The sequence below is a fragment of the Micromonospora sp. WMMD558 genome, assembly GCF_049315255.1.
In the GTDB taxonomy this organism is placed as follows: domain Bacteria; phylum Actinomycetota; class Actinomycetes; order Mycobacteriales; family Micromonosporaceae; genus Micromonospora.
Window position 1 is genome coordinate 6,172,949 of sequence record NZ_CP186061.1, and the last position, 18,414, is coordinate 6,191,362.

The 18,414-nt window shown below is 73.0% G+C and carries 17 protein-coding genes and 2 tRNA genes; 1 reads left to right on the plus strand and 18 read right to left on the minus strand.

Annotated elements, in window-relative coordinates:
• Positions 1-51 precede the first annotated feature (51 nt).
• The 16 genes from ACN26Y_RS29130 to ACN26Y_RS29205 form a co-directional block, all read right to left on the minus strand.
• Entirely contained in the window at positions 52-2,523 is a 2,472-nt protein-coding gene (locus tag ACN26Y_RS29130) for a glycoside hydrolase family 65 protein (protein ID WP_422733953.1), read from the minus strand.
• Positions 2,513-3,454, minus strand: coding sequence for a cytochrome c oxidase assembly protein (locus tag ACN26Y_RS29135; RefSeq protein ID WP_155333281.1), 942 nt, complete (start codon positions 3,452-3,454; stop codon positions 2,513-2,515). The genes ACN26Y_RS29130 and ACN26Y_RS29135 overlap by 11 nt, the downstream gene beginning before the upstream one ends.
• Positions 3,451-4,464, minus strand: coding sequence for a cytochrome c-type biogenesis protein CcmH (locus ACN26Y_RS29140; protein ID WP_155333282.1), 1,014 nt, complete (start codon positions 4,462-4,464; stop codon positions 3,451-3,453). The genes ACN26Y_RS29135 and ACN26Y_RS29140 overlap by 4 nt, the downstream gene beginning before the upstream one ends.
• Positions 4,428-4,973, minus strand: a complete 546-nt coding sequence (locus tag ACN26Y_RS29145; protein ID WP_196255735.1) for a TlpA family protein disulfide reductase — start codon at positions 4,971-4,973, stop codon at positions 4,428-4,430. The genes ACN26Y_RS29140 and ACN26Y_RS29145 overlap by 37 nt, the downstream gene beginning before the upstream one ends.
• Entirely contained in the window at positions 4,970-6,976 is a 2,007-nt protein-coding gene (locus tag ACN26Y_RS29150) for a heme lyase CcmF/NrfE family subunit (RefSeq protein WP_155333284.1), read from the minus strand. The genes ACN26Y_RS29145 and ACN26Y_RS29150 overlap by 4 nt, the downstream gene beginning before the upstream one ends.
• On the minus strand, positions 6,973-7,365 hold the full coding sequence (locus tag ACN26Y_RS29155; protein ID WP_155333285.1) for a cytochrome c maturation protein CcmE: 393 nt from the start codon (positions 7,363-7,365) through the stop codon (positions 6,973-6,975). The genes ACN26Y_RS29150 and ACN26Y_RS29155 overlap by 4 nt, the downstream gene beginning before the upstream one ends.
• Before the next feature lie 91 nt (positions 7,366-7,456).
• A complete protein-coding gene (gene ccsA / locus ACN26Y_RS29160; protein ID WP_422733954.1) occupies positions 7,457-8,209 on the minus strand; it encodes a cytochrome c biogenesis protein CcsA in 753 nt (250 codons plus the stop codon).
• A 137-nt stretch (positions 8,210-8,346) separates the two neighbouring features.
• Entirely contained in the window at positions 8,347-8,712 is a 366-nt protein-coding gene (locus ACN26Y_RS29165) for a hypothetical protein (RefSeq protein ID WP_155333287.1), read from the minus strand.
• Positions 8,713-8,720: 8 nt separating this feature from the next.
• The gene (locus ACN26Y_RS29170; protein WP_230688819.1) at positions 8,721-11,228 is read right to left on the minus strand and encodes a cytochrome c oxidase subunit I; all 2,508 of its coding nucleotides are present in this window, start codon (positions 11,226-11,228) and stop codon (positions 8,721-8,723) included.
• An 8-nt stretch (positions 11,229-11,236) separates the two neighbouring features.
• Complete coding sequence (gene coxB / locus ACN26Y_RS29175; protein WP_155333288.1) at positions 11,237-12,253, minus strand: cytochrome c oxidase subunit II; 1,017 nt, start codon at positions 12,251-12,253, stop codon at positions 11,237-11,239.
• Positions 12,246-13,952 (minus strand): cytochrome b, encoded by a 1,707-nt coding sequence (locus ACN26Y_RS29180; RefSeq protein ID WP_155333289.1) that lies wholly within the window; start codon positions 13,950-13,952, stop codon positions 12,246-12,248. Before ACN26Y_RS29180 ends, coxB begins: the two co-directional genes overlap by 8 nt.
• Entirely contained in the window at positions 13,949-14,776 is an 828-nt protein-coding gene (locus tag ACN26Y_RS29185) for a ubiquinol-cytochrome c reductase iron-sulfur subunit (RefSeq protein WP_155333290.1), read from the minus strand. The genes ACN26Y_RS29180 and ACN26Y_RS29185 overlap by 4 nt, the downstream gene beginning before the upstream one ends.
• The gene (locus ACN26Y_RS29190) at positions 14,773-15,603 is read right to left on the minus strand and encodes a c-type cytochrome (RefSeq protein WP_196255736.1); all 831 of its coding nucleotides are present in this window, start codon (positions 15,601-15,603) and stop codon (positions 14,773-14,775) included. Before ACN26Y_RS29190 ends, ACN26Y_RS29185 begins: the two co-directional genes overlap by 4 nt.
• Positions 15,604-15,640: 37 nt before the next feature.
• Positions 15,641-16,018: a c-type cytochrome gene (locus tag ACN26Y_RS29195; protein WP_196255737.1), complete on the minus strand. Its 378-nt coding sequence runs from the start codon at positions 16,016-16,018 to the stop codon at positions 15,641-15,643.
• A gap of 377 nt (positions 16,019-16,395) precedes the next feature.
• Positions 16,396-16,470 (minus strand) — tRNA-Val (locus tag ACN26Y_RS29200).
• Between the two features lie 43 nt (positions 16,471-16,513).
• Positions 16,514-16,586 (minus strand) — tRNA-Gly (locus ACN26Y_RS29205).
• A gap of 151 nt (positions 16,587-16,737) precedes the next feature.
• Here ACN26Y_RS29205 and ACN26Y_RS29210 point away from each other — a divergent pair.
• A complete protein-coding gene (locus ACN26Y_RS29210) occupies positions 16,738-16,983 on the plus strand; it encodes a DUF6458 family protein (protein WP_155333292.1) in 246 nt (81 codons plus the stop codon).
• A gap of 74 nt (positions 16,984-17,057) precedes the next feature.
• Here the strand turns inward: ACN26Y_RS29210 and ACN26Y_RS29215 are convergent, their stop codons facing one another.
• A complete protein-coding gene (locus ACN26Y_RS29215; protein ID WP_155333293.1) occupies positions 17,058-17,873 on the minus strand; it encodes a DUF4097 family beta strand repeat-containing protein in 816 nt (271 codons plus the stop codon).
• Positions 17,874-17,939: 66 nt separating this feature from the next.
• Complete coding sequence (locus ACN26Y_RS29220; protein ID WP_155333294.1) at positions 17,940-18,413, minus strand: toxin-antitoxin system HicB family antitoxin; 474 nt, start codon at positions 18,411-18,413, stop codon at positions 17,940-17,942.
• Position 18,414: the final 1 nt, after the last annotated feature.

Sequence of the window (18,414 nt, forward strand, 5' to 3'; positions counted from 1 at the left end):
CCACAGCCTCGCGACGCCGATGGCGAAGACGCGGAGCCGCGCCCTGCCCCGTCATGATCCAGATGGGTCGTCAGTCCCGGTGGGGGACGGCAACTTGCGGGTGAGCGATTCCTGGACCTCGCTCTCTCCGCTGAGGAGGTGTGCCCGCTCCTCGATGATCACGAGGACCGGCGGGGCGGCGGTGGGCAGCGCACGCACCGAGATGAGGTCGTGGCTGCAGTGGATGCGGAGCCAGTGCCCGCGATAGCGCACGTCGAAGTCGAGGTGGGTGAGGGTGTGCGGGAGTTGCGGATGGAGGCGGAGCGCGTCCCCGCGGACTTCCAGCCCGGTGTAGCACCGTTGCAGGATGTCCGCGGTACTCGCCATCGCGCCGAGATGGATTCCCTGACGGGTGGTGCCGGCCTGGGTGTCGGCGAGGTCGGCGGCGAGCGCGTCGCGCAGCAGGTACCAGGACTGGGAGCGGCGGGTGCGGGCGAGCACCCAGGAGTGCACGACGCGGCTCAGGGTCGATCCGTGGGTGGTCCGGATCAGGTAGTGGTGGACCGTGGCCGGGATGGTCGCGGGGTCGAAGTCGTAGCCGAGCCGGTTCAGCAGCGCGGTCACCTCCTCGGCACTGAACAGGTAGAACAGCATCAGGACGTCAGCCTGTTTCGAGGTCTGGTAGCGGCTCGGGTGGTCCCCCTCCGCCTCGAGGATGAGGTCGAGCCGGCCGATGTCGCCGTACCGTTCGCGGTACGGCCGAAGGTCGAGTTCAGCGAGGTCGGCGAAACCCTCGAACTGGCTGAGCAGCCCGTTCGGCAGGAAAGGGACATGCAGTCGGCGGCTGATCCGGTCCCAGCGGGCGAACTCCTGCTCGTCGACCGCGAGACGCCGCCACAGGTCGTCGCTGTGGTACCCGCCGAGGATCCGGAAGGCGTCGATCGTCCGGGCGAGGGCCCACGCGGTCATGACGTTGACGTAGGCGTTGTCGTCGATCCCGGACCCCGGGCGGTCGGGATAGCCGTCGTGGAACTCGTCCGGACCCATCACGCCACGGATGTGGTACCGGTCCGACTGCGGGTCGTGCTCGGCGGTCCCGGCCCAGAACCTCGCGATCTCGACGAGGAGTTCGGCGCCGTACATGGCGAGGAAGTCGATGTCGTCGGTGACCTCGTAGTACTGCCAGACGTTGTAGGCCACGGCGAGGTTGACGTGGTACTGCCGGCGGGAGTTGTCCGGCACCCAGCGCTGCGAGAGCGGATTGTGGAAGAACTCCGGGGTCTCCTCGCGGCCGTCGCTGCCACTCTGCCACGGGAACAGCGCACCGGGCAGACCCAGTGCACGGGCGAGCCGCCGAGCCTCGGCGAGGCGCCGGTACCGGTAGAGCAGCAGGGCCCGGGTCAGCTCGGGGGTACGCAGGTTGAGCAGGGGGAAGACGAACAGTTCGTCCCAGAAGACGTGTCCCCGGTAACCCTCACCGTGCAGACCGCGAGCGGGGACGCCCGCGTCGGCGTCGGCGGTGTAACCGGACAGGGTCTGCGCGACGTGGAACAGGTGCACGTTGAGTGCCAATTGCTCCCGAACCAGGTCGTGCCCGCCGAGACGGAGGTGGAAACGTCGCCAGAGGTGTTCCCACGCCAGCAGGTGCGCATCCCGGACGGCGGGGTGGTGAGGAGCGTCGCTGATCTCGCCGCGGGCGGCGTCCAGCGGTTCGGAGATCGCCCGGTCCCGCGACGTGTAGGTGGCGACGGTCTTGTCGATGGTGACCGGCGTGCCCGGGGCCATGGTGAGGTGGATCTCGTGCCCGACGTAGCCGGGCCCACCGATGTGGTGGTGGGAGGCGGACCCCTCGTGCTGGTGCAGGGTGATCCGAGCGGCCTGGGCGATCCGGATCCACGACTGTGTGGTGCGTACGGTCAGCCAGCAGACGTCCCCCTGCTGTCCCGTGGCGCAGTCGACCAGGTGGTGCCGGGCGAACGCGCCGTACTCGGCGACGTTGTCGTTGGTGACCCGGGCGTCCAGGAGGCTTCGCACGTGCAGCGGTCCCGACCAGTCCACGGGCGTGATCGTCGTACGGAGGCTGGCCAGGTGCGGACGGTCCATCGAGACGATCCGTTCCTGCACGATCCGGGTACGGCGACCGTGCGGGTCACGGACCAGAAACTCCCGCCGCTCCAGGCCGTGTCGCAGGTTGAGCGCGACATGGCGGTGCGCGACGTGGAACGAGACCCGGGAGAACCAGGGCCCACCCGGGTGGCGGAACGTCAACGGCAACCAGTTGGGCAGGTTGACGATGCTCTCGTCGACCCGGCGGCGGCCGTCGACGTCGGAGACCAACCGGTTGTAGAGGCCGGCGACGTAGGTGGCCGGGTAGTGCACGCCGTCGGCGGTGGCGTAGGTCGCCGCGCCCCGCGTCATCTGGTAGCCGTTGCCCAGCGCCAGCAACGCCTCCCGCGTGGTCTCCCGCGCCGGGTCGAAGCCCTCGTAGGCCAGCAGCCACTCGTCGCGGGGCAGGTGGCACAGCCCGCACTGATCACCGTTCATCGGTTCCCGACCGATCCGCTGACGAGTCCTGGTGCTCCCCCACGTCGTGCCGGCGGGCACCGAGGACCGCCGGGCTGCGGCCGGCCGCGAGCGCACCGGCCGGGCCGGCGCCGCCGAGTCCGGTCGGGGGCGGTGCCGTCGGTGGGGTCAGACCACGGAACACGACCACAGCGGCGACGGCCAGGTAGCTCAACGATCCGGGAAACCACATCAACGCCGCGCCCAGTTGCTGGTCCTCCAACGGCGTCAGCCCCCAGGCGCCGGCGCGGTGGCCGCCGTACCACGACCTCGCACTGAACGTCAGCAGGCCGGCGAGCACCGAGGTTGGCAGCATCGCGGCCAGCACCGACAGCAGCGCGGCCGGAAGACTGATCCGGGAACGGCGGCGGAGGATCACCGACCACAGCACCACGCCGCTGCCGAGGAACAGCACGTGCTCGGCGACGTGGGCCGCGTCCCACCGCAGGGCCAGGTCGTACGGGCCCGGAAGGTGCCACAGCCACCACGTGCCGGCGTGTACTCCGGCCGCCGCGACACCGACCGCCGCACCTGATCGCAGCGCGCGGGGCGTCCAGCGCCGGGGATGGACGACCCGGCGGACCGACCGCGGCAGCGCCCTGCCGATCACCAGGCCGGCCCGGCCCAGGACCAGCAGCGGCGGCGCGGCCAGCGCGAGCAGCTGATGCTGCACCATGTGCACCCAGAACAGGTCCTCGGCCACCACGTCGACGGGCCCGACCAGGGCTACCGCCATCACCAGGAGCCCGGCGTGGAAGCACCGGACCCGCCAGCGCGGCAGCACGGCCGGCCCGGACCGGTAGGCCGCCAGTTCGCGCCGCCCCTGGAGATACAGCAGCATGGTGGCCACCAGGGCGAGCGCCGTCGCGGGATCACCCTGCCACCAGGAGGCGGTGGCGGTGGCCTGAGTCATCCGGCGCCGTCCAGCAGCCGGCGGACCCCCGGCGCGGCGGGATGGTCGGCGGCCACGTCCAGGAACCGACGCAGGGTCTCGCCGGCCTCGGGCTGGCCCGCCTCGCGTTGCAGCATGCCGAGCAGCAGCAGCGCCTCGGCGTGCTGCCCGTCGCGCGTGAGGACCTCCTGCAGCAGCGGGCGGGCTCGTTCCGCCTGACCGGAACGGGCGTAGGCGAAGGCGAGGCGGAACAGCGCGGCCGTGTCCTCCGGGTCGAGCCGGACCGTCCGTTCGTACGCCTCGGCGGCCTCCGCCAGCCTTCCACGGTGCTCCAACGCCCGGCCCAGGGAGAACCAGGTGCTCCCGTCGTCGGGGGTGGACCGGGCGGCCGCGGTCAGCACCTCGAGTTCCCCGTCGCCGGCCGGCGCCGCGCGAGGACCGGCCGGCTGGTCACCGGTGCCCTGCCCGGCCGCGGCGAGCCCGACGGCGAGGGCGACGGCGACGGCCGCGGCCAGCACCAGCGCACTCAGGCCGGACCGGCCCGGGGGGACCACCTCCGCCTCCGCGGTGCGGCCGGTTGGCCGCACCGCCGAACCGGCTCCCCGCCGTCGGGCCCAACGGACCACGGCCAGTCCGGCGAGCGCGGACGGCACGAACGCCACCGGCAGCCACCACAACAGCAGCCCCAGCCCTCGGGCCGGTGGTTCGAGGAGGATGCCCGGCCCGTACCGGTCGACGAACCACCGCTGGATCTCGTCCGGCTCCCGCCCGGCCCGTACCTGCTCGCGGATCGTCTCGCGGATCCCCCGGGCCATCGGCGCCTGCGAGTCGGCCGCCGACTCCCCGACGCACTCGGGGCACCGGACGGTGGCGGCGATCGCCCGCACGCGCGCGTCCTCGCCGGAGGGGGCCGAGGCGGCCCGGGACGCCCGGTACAGTCCGGCGGCGAACAGCAGCAACGCGGCGACCGCCAGCAGTCCCAGGCCGAACCGCCTCAGCCCAGGAGGGGTCCGACGGAGGCTTCCAGCCATGCCCACGTCACCTCTCCCTGATGCCGGGCGGCGAGCCGGCCGCCGCGGTCGACGACGACGGTTTCGGGGATGCCCCGTACGGCCCAGGCGACCGCCTGCCGGCCGTCGGGGTCGGACACCACGGGCAACGCCTCGGCAGCCGCCTCGCGCAGGAACCGACGCGCGCTCTCCGGCCGGTCGGCGGTGTTGAGGCCGACCACGCGCAGCCCCGCCGGGTACCACCGCGACCGGGCGGCCAGCAGCACCGGGAATTCCCGGCGGCAGGGCTCGCACCAGGACGCCCAGACGGTGACGACCACGATGTGGCCGCGCAGCGTGGCGAGGTCGAAGAAGGTCCCGTCCGGCCCGTTGCCGGCCAGGGGGGCGGCCAGTCCGCCGGGGGACGCGGCCGGCACACCGGGAGCCACCCGCAGACCGTGGGCGAGCGGGACGGTGACGGCCAGCCCGGCGCCGGCGGCCGCCGCGACGAGTACGGCTCGACGGGTGATCGGGGAACGGCGTCCAGTCACCGGCCCACCTCCTCGGCCGTGCGCGGTGCCCGTGCAGGGGCGCGTCGTCGGGACGCCAACGCGGCTCGCTGGGGCCAGGCGGCCAGGGCGATGCCGATCAGCAGCAGCCCGGCCGCACCCCACAGCACCCCCATGAAGCTGTTCACGGAGACCCGGAGCAGCGCGGTCTTCGTCTCGGCATCGGCGGACAGGAGGGTGACGTACAGGTCCCGCGTCAGCCCCGGGTCGATGGCCGGGGTGGCGACGACCATGCCGTGGTCGGGAAAGAGCGCCAGTGTGGGCGACATGCGGCGTTCGTCGCCGTTCCCCGGGCGGACCACCAGCCGCGCGGTGGCCCGCTCCTGCCCGTCCGTCACCGTCGAGTCGAGCCCGATCAGCCGGATCGTCACCCCGCGCGACGTGACCGTGCCGTCGAGGGCGACCGCCCGCTGCTCGGCGGGCGGGTCGGCGCCGGACACCACGACCGCCAACGCCGCGATCGCGAGGGCCAGGTGTGCGAGCTGCGCGCCGAGGGCGCGCCGGTGGCGGCGCAAGGCCCGCCGGGCGCCCGCCGGGCCACCGCCGGCCAGCCGGGCGGCCATCGCGCTGACCAGGGTCGAGGCGACGAACGCGGCCAGCCCGCACACCACCACCACGCTCGGCCGCTGGCTCCCGCTCAGTCCGACGAGGCCGGCGACCACGCCGGCGGTGATCGCGGGTGTCGCGGCACGACGGGCCAACCGCGCCGGCGGGTCCCCGCGCCAGGCCAGCAACGGGCCGATCGCCATCAGGGCCAGCACGGCCAGCGCCAGCGGGGCCAGTGCCTGGTTGTAGTACCCGGGACCGACGGTGAGCCGGGTACCGGAGAGCATCTCCTGCACGGTGGGGAACAGCGTGCCGACCAGGACGGTGGCCGCGACCGCGGCGAGGAGCAGGTTGTTGCCGACCAGGGCGCTCCGCAGGGACAGCAGGCGCACGCGCCCGGCGCCCGCATCACGGGTCCGGTTCGGCTCCGACCTGGCCAACCGGTCGCCCCGCAGGGCGAGCAGCGCCAGCCAGGCGACCGTCGTGGCGGCGAGGAAGACCAGCAACGGGGGTCCGATGCCGGACTGCGTGAAGGTGTGCACGCTGCCGACCACGCCGGACCGGGTGAGGAACGTACCGAGGATCACCAGGGTGAACGTCAGGGCGGCCAGGCAGACCACCCACCCGGTGCGGCCCCCGCCGCGCCGTTCGGCCAGCAGTGCGTGCAGCAGGGCCGTGGCGGTCAGCCAGGGCAGCAGCGAGGCGTTCTCCACCGGGTCCCACGCCCAGTAGCCGCCCCAGCCGAGGACGGCGTACGACCACCAGGCACCGACCGCGATGCCGGCGGTGAGGGCCGCCCAGCCGAGCAGCGTCCACCCGCGCACGGCGCGCGCCCACCCCGCGCCGGCCCGGCCGGTCACCAGGGCCGCGATCGCGTACGCGAACGGCACCGCCAGACCGACGTAGCCGGCGTAGAGCAGCGGCGGGTGCACGCCCATCGCGGGGTGGCTGCGCAGCAGCGGGTTCGGCCCGGGCCCGTCCGCTGGTGCCGCCGGCACCGCTTCGAAGGGGTTGCCGGCCAGCAGCGCGAGGCCGAAGAAGAACGCGGCCGTCGCGGTGAGTACCGCCATGGCGGGCGGGTGCAGACGCGGTTCGGCCGCCGGCGGACGGCGCAACGCCAGCACCACCACGGCGCCCAGGGCCAGCAGCCAGAGCAGCAGGGAGCCCTCCAACGCGCTCCACAGGCTCGTGACCGTGTAGTACGGCGGCACGTCCCGGCCGCCGTGTTCGGCGACGTACCGCACGCTGAAGTCCCTGCTCAGCAGGGCCCACTCCAGGAGCAGGAAGGCAGCCAGGGCCGCGCCGGCGAGCGCGTACGTGGCGGAGCGTGGCGGCTTCCGTCGCCCGTCGCGGGAGCGGGCCACCCAACCGGCGGTGGCCACCAGCGCGGCGACCGTCCCGAGGCCGAGACAGGCGGTGCCGAGCAGCGACACGGTCATGCCGGGTCGGTGGCGGGCCGGTACTCGTTGTCGTGGCTGGCGATGACCCGCTGGGCGTGCAGGACGCGGTCGGCGTCCAGGAGCCCCTCGACGACCGCGTCGCGTCCCTCGCCGAACATGTCGGGCAGCGCGCCCTCGTGGACGACCTCGACGTCGGCGGAGCCGTCGGTCAGCCGCAGTCGCGTCGCCGTCCCGGCGCGGTGGACGGACCCGGGCACCACGGTGCCCCCGATCCGCAGATCCTGGTTGACCGCGACCTGGCCGGCGACGACCTCGGACGGCGTCCGGTAGTACACCAGACTCTCGTCGAGGCCCTTGCCGGCGAGCACGGCCAGACCGGCGGCCACGGCGCCGGCCACCAGCAGGGCCGGCACGCTGACCCGGTTCATGTCCGCTCCCGGCCGCGACCCGACCACCAGACGAGACCGGCCCACACCGCGGCCGTCAGGCCGTACCCCAGGCCGATGGCCAGCCCGGCGGTCATGCCGGCACCTGCGTACGCTGGTCGGCGCTCGGAGCGTCGGGCCCGCTCGTGGCCGCCGGCGTCGCGGCGACCGGCGCCGGCCGGGGAGCCGGTGGCGTCGTGCCGGCGGCGGTCGTGGTGAGGCGGGAGACGCGGCGGGTGACGACCCAGGCACCGGCGAGGGTGAAGGCGAGCGTCGCACCGGCCAGGGCGAACGCCATCGACGCGGCGATCGGGGGCGTCGGATCGGGCCCGAGCAGCGTCGGTGGTTGGTGCAGGGTGCGCCACCAGATCACGGAGAAGTGCACCAGCGGCAGCATGACGAAGGCGAGTACGCCGAGCACGGCGGCGCGACGGGCGCGGCGATCCCGGTCGACGCCCAGCTCGCGGACGGCGAGGTAGCCGATGTAGACGAGCAGGAGCGCCGCCGCTGACACGAGCCGGGCGTCCCAGGTCCACCAGACGCCCCAGGTGACCCGGCCCCAGATGCTGCCCAGCGCAACAGCCAGCGCCATCATGCCGACGCCGAGTTCGGCGCAGGAGGCGGCCCAGTGGTCCCACCGCCGCCGCCCGGTCCACAGGTACGCCACGCTCGTCACCAGCAGGCCGGTGAAGGCAAGGTACGCCGTCCAGGCCGCCGGGACGTGGACGTACATCAACCTCTGCGACTCGCCCTGCACCGCGTCCGCCGGGGCGACGGCCACCAGCACGGCGGCGGTCACCGCCGCGCCGACCGCGCCAAGGCCGAGAGCGCGGTGCAGGTCAACCATGGCTTCCCTCTCCCCCAGTGGACGCATCCGGTCCAGGATGGCTTAACAGAAGCCACAAAGGAGGCATTTCGTCAAACCTCACCCGTGGGCACCACGGGGTGTCGCCGCCGCCGACACCCCGCACCAGCACGCCGGGCTCAGCCGCAGTTCCAGAAGACCAGCGGGTTGACCGCGAGCAGGACCAGACCCAACAGGAAGATCGCCGCGAGGCCCAGGCCCACGGCCCCGGCGAACCGGGCCAGCTCCGCGCCGGCGACGCCGCGCCGGCCGCCTCGCCGGAGCCGCACCGCCACCCACCCCGCGACCAGGGGCACCACGGCCAGCACGGCGTTGAGAGCGAGGATCGTGACGGGAACGGCCGCGCTCACCCCCCGCCCGCCGTTGCGCAGGTAGCAGCTGACATCCGCCACGGCGTAGCTCGCCGCCAGCGCGACCAGCCAGGCCACAGCCGGTCCGAGCAGGACGAAGGCGATGGCCCACGCGTCGCGCCGGTCCTGCCGCACGGCACCTCCTAACCGACCAGTGCGATGGACAGGGATCCGGCAGCCAGCGCCCACCATGCCGCGGTGAGCGACCAGTAGCCGGCCGCCACCTGCAGGAGCAACCGGAGGCGCCCGGGAGGCCCACCCGCCACCGCCCGCAGGTACGCGAGCCCGGTCGCCACCAGCGCGACGACCACCAGCGCCGCCTGGAACACCAGCACGAGGAGCACCATCGAGTCGTAGGCGTGCCGGGAGGGCTCGGGTGGCGCGGCGGCGTACACCGCGACAGTCAACGCCCCGGCCACCACACCGACCACCGTCACGCCCGCGAGCCCGGCCAGCGTCGCCCGGCGGTGTATCCGGGCGCGCGTGCTCAGCCAGAGAGCACCACCGGCGGCCAGGACGAGGGCCGCGAGCAGGCCGACCGGCAGCACCGCGGCCGGCCGCTGGGTCGGCGCCGGCGGCCAGGTGGCGGCGTTGACCTGGAGGAAGTGGTACGAGGCCAGGATGGTGCCACCGGCGGTGGCCAGCACGGCGATCGTGGCCATCGCCCCCCACCAGCCGATCGCCTGAACGCCGTGCACGTCCACGGCCAGGCCGCCGACGCGTACCCCCGCCCGTTCCGGCCACCGTTCGGCCTCGTTGCGGCGCAACCAGCCGGCGACGCCGATGGCGACGACCACCAGGGCTGCCACCGCGAGCGGGTACGCCTGGGCGATCAGGGCGGCGGCGGTCGCCGCCAGCCCCAGCGCCGGGACGAGGGGCCAGCGGGTGGGGCTCGGCAGGTGTACGACGGCCTCCGGCTCGGCCAGCAGAACGCTGGTCGTCGGGCTGGCCCGGAACTCCGCCGGCGCCCGGTCGAAGGCGCGGATCCGGTCGTCCCGGTCGGGTCGGTCGCGCTCCGGCTGCCAGAGCGGGTAGCGGCTGCCGACCACCGGGATCCGGGGGAAGTTCTCCGACGGCGGCGGCGACGGGACGGACCACTCCAGGCCGTCGCCCGCCCAGGTGTCGCTGCCCGCGGGGTCGCCGCGACGCCAGGCGACGGCGAGGTCGACGACGAACACCAGCACGCCGGCCGCCAGCAGGAACGCGCCCACGGTGGACAGCAGGTTGAGACCTCCGATGCCCAGGTCCGGCTCGTAGGTGTAGACCCGCCTGACCATGCCCCACATGCCGGACAGGTGCATCGGGAAGAACGTCAGATGGAAGCCGACGAACACCAGCGCGAACACGACCACGCCCGGCCGGTGGTGCAGTTGCCGGCCGGTCATCTTCGGCAGCCAGTGGTACAGGGCCGCGAAGAGCGGAAACAGCACACCACCGATGAGTACGTAGTGGAAGTGGGCCACGACGAAGTAGGTGTCGTGCACCTGCTGGTCGAACGGCACCGACGCGACCATCACACCGGTGATGCCGCCGGCGACGAAGGTCACGATGAACCCGACGACGAACATCATCGCCACCGTGAACCGCGGCCGGCCCAGCCAGATCGTCGCCACCCAGGCCAGGACCTGGATTCCGCTGGCGATCGCGATCGTCATGCTCGCGGCGGTGAAGAAGCTCATGGTCAGCGGTGGCAGCCCGGTGGTGAACATGTGGTGGACCCACAGGCCGAGACTGATGACCGCCGTCAGCACGAAGGCGAGCACCACGAACGGGTAGCCGACCAGCCGCTGGCGGGCGTGCACCTGCACCACCTGTGACACCAGTCCGGCCGCGGGCAGGAACATGATGTAGACCTCCGGATGACCGAAGATCCAGAACAGGTGCTGCCACAGCAGCGGGCTGCCGTCCTTCTCGGCCACGAAGATCGTGGCACCGAGCAGCCGGTCCATCTCCAGCATCCCCGTCGCGACCAGCAGCGGCGTGAACGCGAGGACGATCAGCGCGGACGCCGTCAGCATCGCCCAGGCGAACACCGGCATCCGGGCCAGCGACATGCCGGGTGCCCGCATCCGCAGCGTCAGCACCAGGATCTCCACCGCGGCGCCGATGCCGGACACCTCGACGAGCGCCAGCCCCCACAACCAGAAGTCCATCGCCGGACCCGGCGAGTAGGGGTCGCTGCTCAGCGGCACGTAGGCGAACCATCCCGCATCCGGTACGGCCGCGGCGGCGAAGCTGCTGTACAGCAGCACGCCGCCGAACAGGTAGCACCAGTAGTTGAACGCGTTGAACCGGGGAAACGGCTGGTCGCGGGCACCGAGCTGGACCGGTAGCAGGTAGTTGGCCAGGCCCTCGATGAACGGCACCACGAACAGGAACATCATCGTGGTGCCGTGCATGGTGAACAGGTCGTTGTAGGTCTCGGCGTCGAGGAAGTCGTTCTCGGGCCGGGCGAGCTGGACGCGCATCAGCAGCGCCTCGACGCCACCGACGAGGAAGAACACCCCCGCCGTGACCATGAACCGGCTGCCCACCGGTTTGTGGCTGACCACCGCCAGGCCGCCCCAGATGCCGCGTGGGTTACGCCACCTGTCGACGAAGTCGGGCCGGCCGCCGGTGGCGGCGCCCGGGACGCCGTGGGTGAGGGACACGTCGGCTCCTACTCGAGAGACCCGAGGTAGGCGAGCAGCGCCTGGAGGTCGTCGGGCGGCAGGTAGTTGTTCGGCATCCGCGCTCCCGGCTTGACCTGTTGCGGGTCGATGATCCAGCCGCCCAGGTGCCCCTTCGTGTTCGGGATGATGCCGGCGGCCAAGGTGTCCCGGCTGGCCAGGTGGGTCAGGTCGGGTCCGATCGCGCTGACCGTGGCGGTCCCCCGGATGGTGTGGCAGTAGACGCAGGACGCGGACAGGAACACCTGCCGGCCCCGAGCGGCCAGCGCGTCGGCCGGCTCTGCGGCCGACTCGCCCTGCGCGGCGAGCCACTCCTGGAATCTCGGCTCGTCGTCCACCACGACCCGGAACCGCATCTTGGCGTGCTGCAGGCCGCAGAACTCGGCGCACTGGCCCTCGTAGACGCCCGGCCGGTCCGTGTTGATCCACAGTGTGTTCGACCGGCCCGGGATCAGGTCGATCTTTCCGGCGAGCGCCGGTACCCAGAAGCTGTGGATGACGTCGGCGGTGCGGAGTTCCAGTCGTACCGGCCGGCCGGCCGGCACGTGCACCTCGTTGGCCGTGACCACGTTGCGCTCCGGGTACCGCACCTCCCACCACCACTGGTGTCCGATCACCTGCACGACCGTGGCCTCGGCCGCCGCAGGGGGATCGGCGTGCCGCATCGCGTCGACGGTCGCTCCGGTGAGAACGACGAGCACGATGCTGGGCAGCACGATCCCGCCCCAGATCAGGGGCGTGTTCTCCCAGCGCCGTCCGGCCAGCGGGTCGTGCCGGCCCGGCTGGCGGCGGTAGAGCGCGTACAGCGTCGCGGCGGTCACGACGACCCAGATGCCAGCGCCGAGCCAGAACATCAACCACCACAGCCCGGCGGCGCGACCGGCGTCGGCGCCAACCGGGGACAGCATCGACTGGTCGGGGCCGCACGCCGTGAGCGCGAGGGCCGTCACCGCGAGCACCGCGCCGAGCCGGAACAGCGGTCGGCTGCCCGTCGGGATCTCAGTCAATCCGGACCTCCTCCCGTTCGTCCCGGTGGCGCCGCCGGCGCCCGATCACGAACAGAGCGACCAGCCCGACGGTCCCCACCAGACCGTCCAGCAGGCCTCGGCGCTGCGAAGCCGCCCCGACAGCCGGGGGCGCGGACACCTCTTCGACGCTCACCCCCGGGTACGCGGTGGTGGCGGCGGTGACGGCGGACTGTCGGTCGGGGAAGGAGTCGGTACTGATCAGGCTGACGGCGCCCCGCTGCTCGACGTACCGCCACCGCCACCCTTCCTCGGCCCGCTGCCACAGCTCCACGTGGGCGTCATCGGGCACAACGGGACCTGCACCGGGTGGCATGCGACGGCCGGACCGGGACGCCACGTGCGCCGACGACCGCACCTCGGCCCAGCTCAGCGAGCCGAGTTTCTCGCCCGGCCGGTCCCGCAACCCCCTGGCGATCCAGTACGCCGCCGCGCCGATCACCCACGGCAGGGTCAGCAGCAGAATCCGCAGGACCGACGTGACTGTCGTGACGGACGCGTCCAGCATGTACGCGATGACGTCGTTGTTCCCGGCCGCCGTCAACACGCCGACGGCGGTCAGCGCGGCCACACCGACGCCGACGCGCACCGGGTGGTCGCGCGGCCGGTCGAGCAGGTGGTGCGGCGCACGGTCACGGGTCAGCCGTGCGTCCAGCAGCGGCCACGCGTACAGCCCGACAAGCGCCACCGCGAGGGCGAGGCCCGGCGGGAACTGCGACGGCACCAGGTGCCCGAAGATCCGGAACTCCATCGGCGGTGACAGGCGGAGGAACCCGTCGGCCCACGCGAGGTACCAGTCGGCCGCGGCCGGGGTGGTGGCCTGGGCCGGGTCGTACGGGCCGTAGATCCAGATCGGGTTGATCTGCACCAGCCCACCCAGGATGACGGCGGTGCCGGCCACGTAGCCGAACAGGGCGACCGTCCGGGCGGCGTAGCCGGGCCACAGCCGGGAGCCGACCGTGTTGCGCTCGGTGTGGCCGGGGCCCGGGAACTGGGTGTGGCGCTGCCGCACCAGGATCGCCATGTGCAGGGAGATGAGGCCGACCAGCGCCGCCGGTATCAGCAGCACGTGCGCGATGAAGAAGCGCGGCACCAGGAGATCACTGGGGTACTCGCCGCCGAACAGCAGGAAGGCCAGCCACCCGCCGACCACCGGGATCGACAGGACGACCGAGTAGGCGATCCGCACACCGGTGCCGGAGAGGAGGTCCTCGGACATCGAGTAGCCGATGAAGGCGGTGAGCAGAACCAGCGCGAGCAGGGTCACCCCCACGAGCCAGTTCACGTCCCGGGGACGGCGGAACGCCCCGGTGAAGAAGATGCGCAGCAGGTGCGCGACGACCGCGGCCACGAAGATCAGCGCGGCCCAGTGATGGGTCTGCCGCATGAGCAGCCCAGCCGGTATGTCAAAACTGAGCGCCACGGTGGACGCGAAGGCCGCGGGCACCCGCTCGCCGTCCAGCGGGGCGTAGTTGCCCCGGTACGTCGTCTCGGCGCTGCTGGGGACGAAGAAGAGGGTGAGGAACACACCGGTGAGCACGAGCACCGCGAACGAGTACAGCGCGATCTCGCCGAGCATGAACGACCAGTGGTCCGGGAACACCTTGGTCAGTGCCTTGCGCGCCAGGGGCCGGGCGCCGAGGCGCGAATCCACCGCGCGGACCAGCCGGGGGGCGATCACGGCCGGCTCCAGTACCCGGGGCCGGGCGGCGAGCTGAGTTCGCCCGCGGCGCTCAGGTAGCCGTCGGCGTCGACCCTGAGCGGCAACGACGGCAACGGACGGGCGGCCGGCCCGCTGACCGGACGGGCCCCGGCCCGAAGGTCGAACGCCGACTGATGGCACGGGCAGAACACCCGGCCGACGTCCGGCTCGTACTGCCCCACCGGGCAGCCGGCATGCGTGCACAACAGGGAGTAGGCCACCAGCCCGTCGACGCCGGCCGGGTCGGTGGCGGGAGCCGCCGGGTCGAGCCGGACGACGAACACCGGCGCTCCGGGCGCTTCCCGGTGGTCCTGCGGATAGGTGACGACGATGCTGTCGGGACCCACGTCGTCCGGCCGTACCGGCTCGTTTCGGGTGTCTACCAACCGGCGCCCCGCTCGCCACGGGGTCGCCCGCAGTTCCTCGACGGGGCCGCTGAAGCGTGGACCCACCAGCGAGCGGAGCGGAAACAACGCGGCGAGGCCCAGCGTGCCGACGGCGAGGAGAAGCAGGCGGCGCAGCCCGGGGTGCGACGCGGGGGACTCCTCGTGGATCACCGGAACCGGAAGGATGCGCGACCGGGTCGCCAGCTCGGGATTCGTCTCGACGTACCCGCCGGAGGGCAGGAGCCGGCGAGCCCAGACCGCCAGCCCGTGGGCCAGCGAGACGATCGCCAGGCCCAGTGTGACGCCCAGCCACTGGGTCCCGGCGTCCAGAACGTACGCCGCGGCGAAGCCGGCCGCCGCGACGGCGGCGAGCCCGAACATGACGGCCACCGGGCCGGTACCCCGACCAGCGCTCATCGACGGCTGCCCTGGGGCGCGCGCCGGGCCAGCCAGCGGGCCAGCAACACGAAGAGCAGCGCCGCGGCGACGAGCCCGACGGCACCCTCGTACAGCGGGCCGATCCGGCCCAGAGCCAGCCCACCGGGATCGACGTCCTGCCGCTTGTTCTGCAGCACCTCCACGTAGGTGACGAGTGCGTTCAGTTCCCGATCGTCGAGCAGGGACTCGGGGTACGCCGGCATCGCACCGGGTCCCACCCGGATCGCCTCCGCGACCTGGACGGCTGTCGCCTCGAACAGAGCCGGCGCCGTGCGGCCGCCGGAGAGCGCCCCGCCCGCCCCGGTAGCCGAGTGGCAGGTGGCGCAGTTGGCCAGGTACAGCGCCTGGCCAACGGAGACGTCGCCGGGCTCGACCGCCGGGATCGGTGGTCCGTCACCGAAACCGGCGACGTAGCGAACGAGCGCGTCGATCTCCTCCGGGCCGTAGACCGGGTCTGCCCGGCGGTCCACGTCCCGTGGGGACGCCGGCGGCATCCGGCCCGTGCTGACCTGGAAGTCCACCGATGCTGCACCGGCCCCGGCGATCGCCGGCCCCTTCGGAGTGCCGCCGCCCCGCTGCCCGTGGCAGCCGGCGCAGTCCCGGAAGTACAGGGACGCGCCTCGGCCGAGGTCCGGCGGCGACGGCGCGGCGTGGGCCGCCGCCATCGATGATCCCGGTGACGGAGCCGTCGGCGCTGCGGTCGGGACCACCGGGAGCAGGAGGAGCAGGCAGGCGGCGACGGCGGCCAGTCGGCCGACCCGCGCTGCGCGCCGGAACGGAGACCTGCCCCACGCGGTGGCCGGCACCGGACCCTCCTTCCGGAGTACAGGACGGACAGAGACGTCATTCGAGCGTGAACAGGAAGGCCGTGAGGTCCAGGGCATCGGCCTCCGTCACGCCCAGGTTCGGCATCGCCGTGCCCGGGTCCACCTCCTGCGGGTTCCGAATCCATCGCTGCATGTTGATGGCGTTGTTGGTCAGCCGCCCACCGACGTAGGCGCGGGCGCCGATCCCCGTCAGCGGCGGGCCCACCCGGCCGTCGGCACCGGGCACGCCCGGCACGGCGTGACAGGTTCCGCAGCCGTAGTACTCGATCAGTCGGGCACCGCGCTCGACGTCACCCTCGACCACCTCGGGCGGCGGCGTGGGTGGCACGGTGGCGCATCCACCCGCTCCGGGGACGAGCGTCGCCGCCAGAGCCAGCGCCAGTCGTCGTTTCACCTCCACACCACCTAAGGCTTTTCCGATCCTGGTGGAACCCGGGGGCACAAGCTCGGTTCGGTCCGGACACGGCACGAGAGGGCCCGCATATGGACAAACATGAGGAAACGGATGATTGACGCCATCGTATAGGCCAGCGAATTGAGCCGGCGGGCGAACGCACCAGACTCCCCCGGGATCCTGGGGACAGCGCCGGATCGACCGAGCACCGCGACTGACGGTCCATATCGGTGCGGGACCGGTGACGCCAGCGGCTGGAGCCGAGCGTCGACCGCTGCGGCGTCCAGGACGCCTGGTGCGGATCGATCGCGATGACAACCGGGCAGATGCCCGGCTCGAGGTGGGTCCACCCCGTGCAATAACCCCGAGGCTACCTATGGTGGGCGATACTGGGTTTGAACCAGTGACCTCTTCCGTGTCAAGGAAGCGCGCTCCCACTGCGCCAATCGCCCGTGGCGCCCATCCCGACCCGGTTCAGCGGGCGGGCGGTTCGCGAGCGGACGACGGGATTCGAACCCGCGACCCTCACCTTGGCAAGGTGATGCGCTACCAGCTGCGCTACGTCCGCGTGCCGCCGGATCACCCCGGCAACGGGCTTCACTCTACCCGATGGCCAAGATCGCCCGACGGCCACCCCGCTCCGGGCGTGGTTGCGCAGGTCGCGCTCCGGGTACAGAGCACGGTCGACAGCGCACCACATCCCGAAGAAGGAGGCTGTCGTGGGTATCGGCACCAGCATCTTCCTGCTCGCGCTCGGCGCGATCCTCACCTTCGCCCTGGACGCCACGCTGGCCGGCATCGACCTCGACGTGGTCGGCTGGATCCTGATGGCCGCCGGCGTGCTCGGCCTGATCATGACGACGCTAGTGTGGGGCCGCCGCCGGCGGACGGTCGTCAGCACCAGCGAGGAGCCGGTCGAGTACCGGCGGGTGGAGGAGCGCCGCGACATCGCCCCGCCGCTCTGAGCCAGACCCCCTGCCACGCGTGACGCGCCGGCCACCCGCGACGGTGGCCGGCGCGCCCGGGTCCCCGGGTGCGGTCAGGATGCGGTGGTCACGAGAACATCGCCGCTGGTGCTGGCCGCCTCGATCCGCAGGGCCGAGCTGCCGCTCGCGGTCTGGCTGACCGGCAGGTCGCTGCGGGCCGTACCGCTGCGGCTGGACAGGTCGACGCGGGCGGTGACGCCCGGGCGGACACCCACCCGGATGGAGCCCGGCCCGGTGCGGACCTGGATCCGGCCGGTGACCGCCTCGGCGATGGCGACGCGGTTGGCCCCGGTGGTGAGGGACAGGTCGGCCTCGACGGTTCCGATGCTCACGGTGCCGCTGCCGGTGGTGAGCCGGGCGCCGCCGCCGCTGATGTGGCCGATCTCGACATGCCCCTGCCCGATGCGGGCGTCGAGCTGGCCACCGCTCTCGGCGAGCCGCAGCGACCCGTCCCCGTTCCGGATCTTGCATTTGCCGTCGACCCGGTCGGCGGTGAGGCCGCCGCCGCTGGCCTGGAGTTCGAGCGAACCGGCCCGGCCGCTGACGGTGAACTGGGCGTCGCTGCCGGTCAGCTGGATCTTCGAGCCCGGCCGGGCCCGGACGACGACCCGTACCGGCACCGGCCGCAGGCGCCGGCGGGGCGGCTGCACGACCAGCCGGCCGCGGGTGAAGTGGACCGTCGTGCCACGCAGCACGTCGGCGATCGCGTCGGCCGGCGTGTCACCGGACGCCGGCGACACCGCGACGGTGACGGCGTCGGTGTCCATCAGCTCCACCAGGACCTCGCCGGTGCCGAGGTGGACCTGGATGTCGGCCGGCCCGGGGCAGTTGAACGATTCGATGCGGACGGTGGAGTCGATGTCGGCCATGGCGGACCCTTTCCTTCGTCTGGGCGGCGATGCGGCGCGTGGTCGGTGGGACGGTGGTCGTGCGGGTCAGCCGACGACCCAGCCGCTGATCCGGCTGCGGACGAGGCCGGAGCGGCGGCCACGCCGCTCCAGCGACTCCTGCACGGACCGGACGAGCCAGGTGTTGAGCGAGACGCCCTGCGCGCCGGCGGCCTCCTCCGCCCGGATCTTCAGCTCCTCCGGCAGCCGCAGGGTGACCCGGCTGGTCTCCCCCGATACCTCCAGCGCCGCCGGCTCGGGGGCGGACTCGTCAGGTTCCGGGCGGTCGGTGACGACGACGGCGACGTCGCGGCCGTCGAGCCGGACCTCCACGACCGGCCCCGCCAGCCGGTCGGTGACCTCGGCGGCGAGGTCGGACAGGGCGGTGAGCAGCGCCAGCCGGGCCGCGGGTTCGAGCGCGGCGGCCAGCAGTGCGGCGGTGCGGCGGGTCTCGTCGTCCCCGGCGGCCCCCGTGCGGGCGAGAGCGGCGTCGAGGTCGGCGAGGTACGGTGCGAGGTTCATG

What these genes read in the sequence shown, in the direction of transcription:
- ACN26Y_RS29130 (WP_422733953.1), bottom strand. Translation starts at nt 2,523, where the DNA reads ATGAACGGTGATCAGTGCGGGCTGTGCCACCTGCCCCGCGACGAGTGG.
- ACN26Y_RS29135 (WP_155333281.1), bottom strand. Translation starts at nt 3,454, where the DNA reads ATGACTCAGGCCACCGCCACCGCCTCCTGGTGGCAGGGTGATCCCGCG.
- ACN26Y_RS29140 (WP_155333282.1), bottom strand. Translation starts at nt 4,464, where the DNA reads ATGGCTGGAAGCCTCCGTCGGACCCCTCCTGGGCTGAGGCGGTTCGGC.
- ACN26Y_RS29150 (WP_155333284.1), bottom strand. Translation starts at nt 6,976, where the DNA reads ATGACCGTGTCGCTGCTCGGCACCGCCTGTCTCGGCCTCGGGACGGTC.
- ACN26Y_RS29155 (WP_155333285.1), bottom strand. Translation starts at nt 7,365, where the DNA reads ATGAACCGGGTCAGCGTGCCGGCCCTGCTGGTGGCCGGCGCCGTGGCC.
- ccsA (WP_422733954.1), bottom strand. Translation starts at nt 8,209, where the DNA reads ATGGTTGACCTGCACCGCGCTCTCGGCCTTGGCGCGGTCGGCGCGGCG.
- ACN26Y_RS29185 (WP_155333290.1), bottom strand. Translation starts at nt 14,776, where the DNA reads ATGAGCGCTGGTCGGGGTACCGGCCCGGTGGCCGTCATGTTCGGGCTC.
- ACN26Y_RS29215 (WP_155333293.1), bottom strand. Translation starts at nt 17,873, where the DNA reads ATGGCCGACATCGACTCCACCGTCCGCATCGAATCGTTCAACTGCCCC.
- ACN26Y_RS29220 (WP_155333294.1), bottom strand. Translation starts at nt 18,413, where the DNA reads ATGAACCTCGCACCGTACCTCGCCGACCTCGACGCCGCTCTCGCCCGC.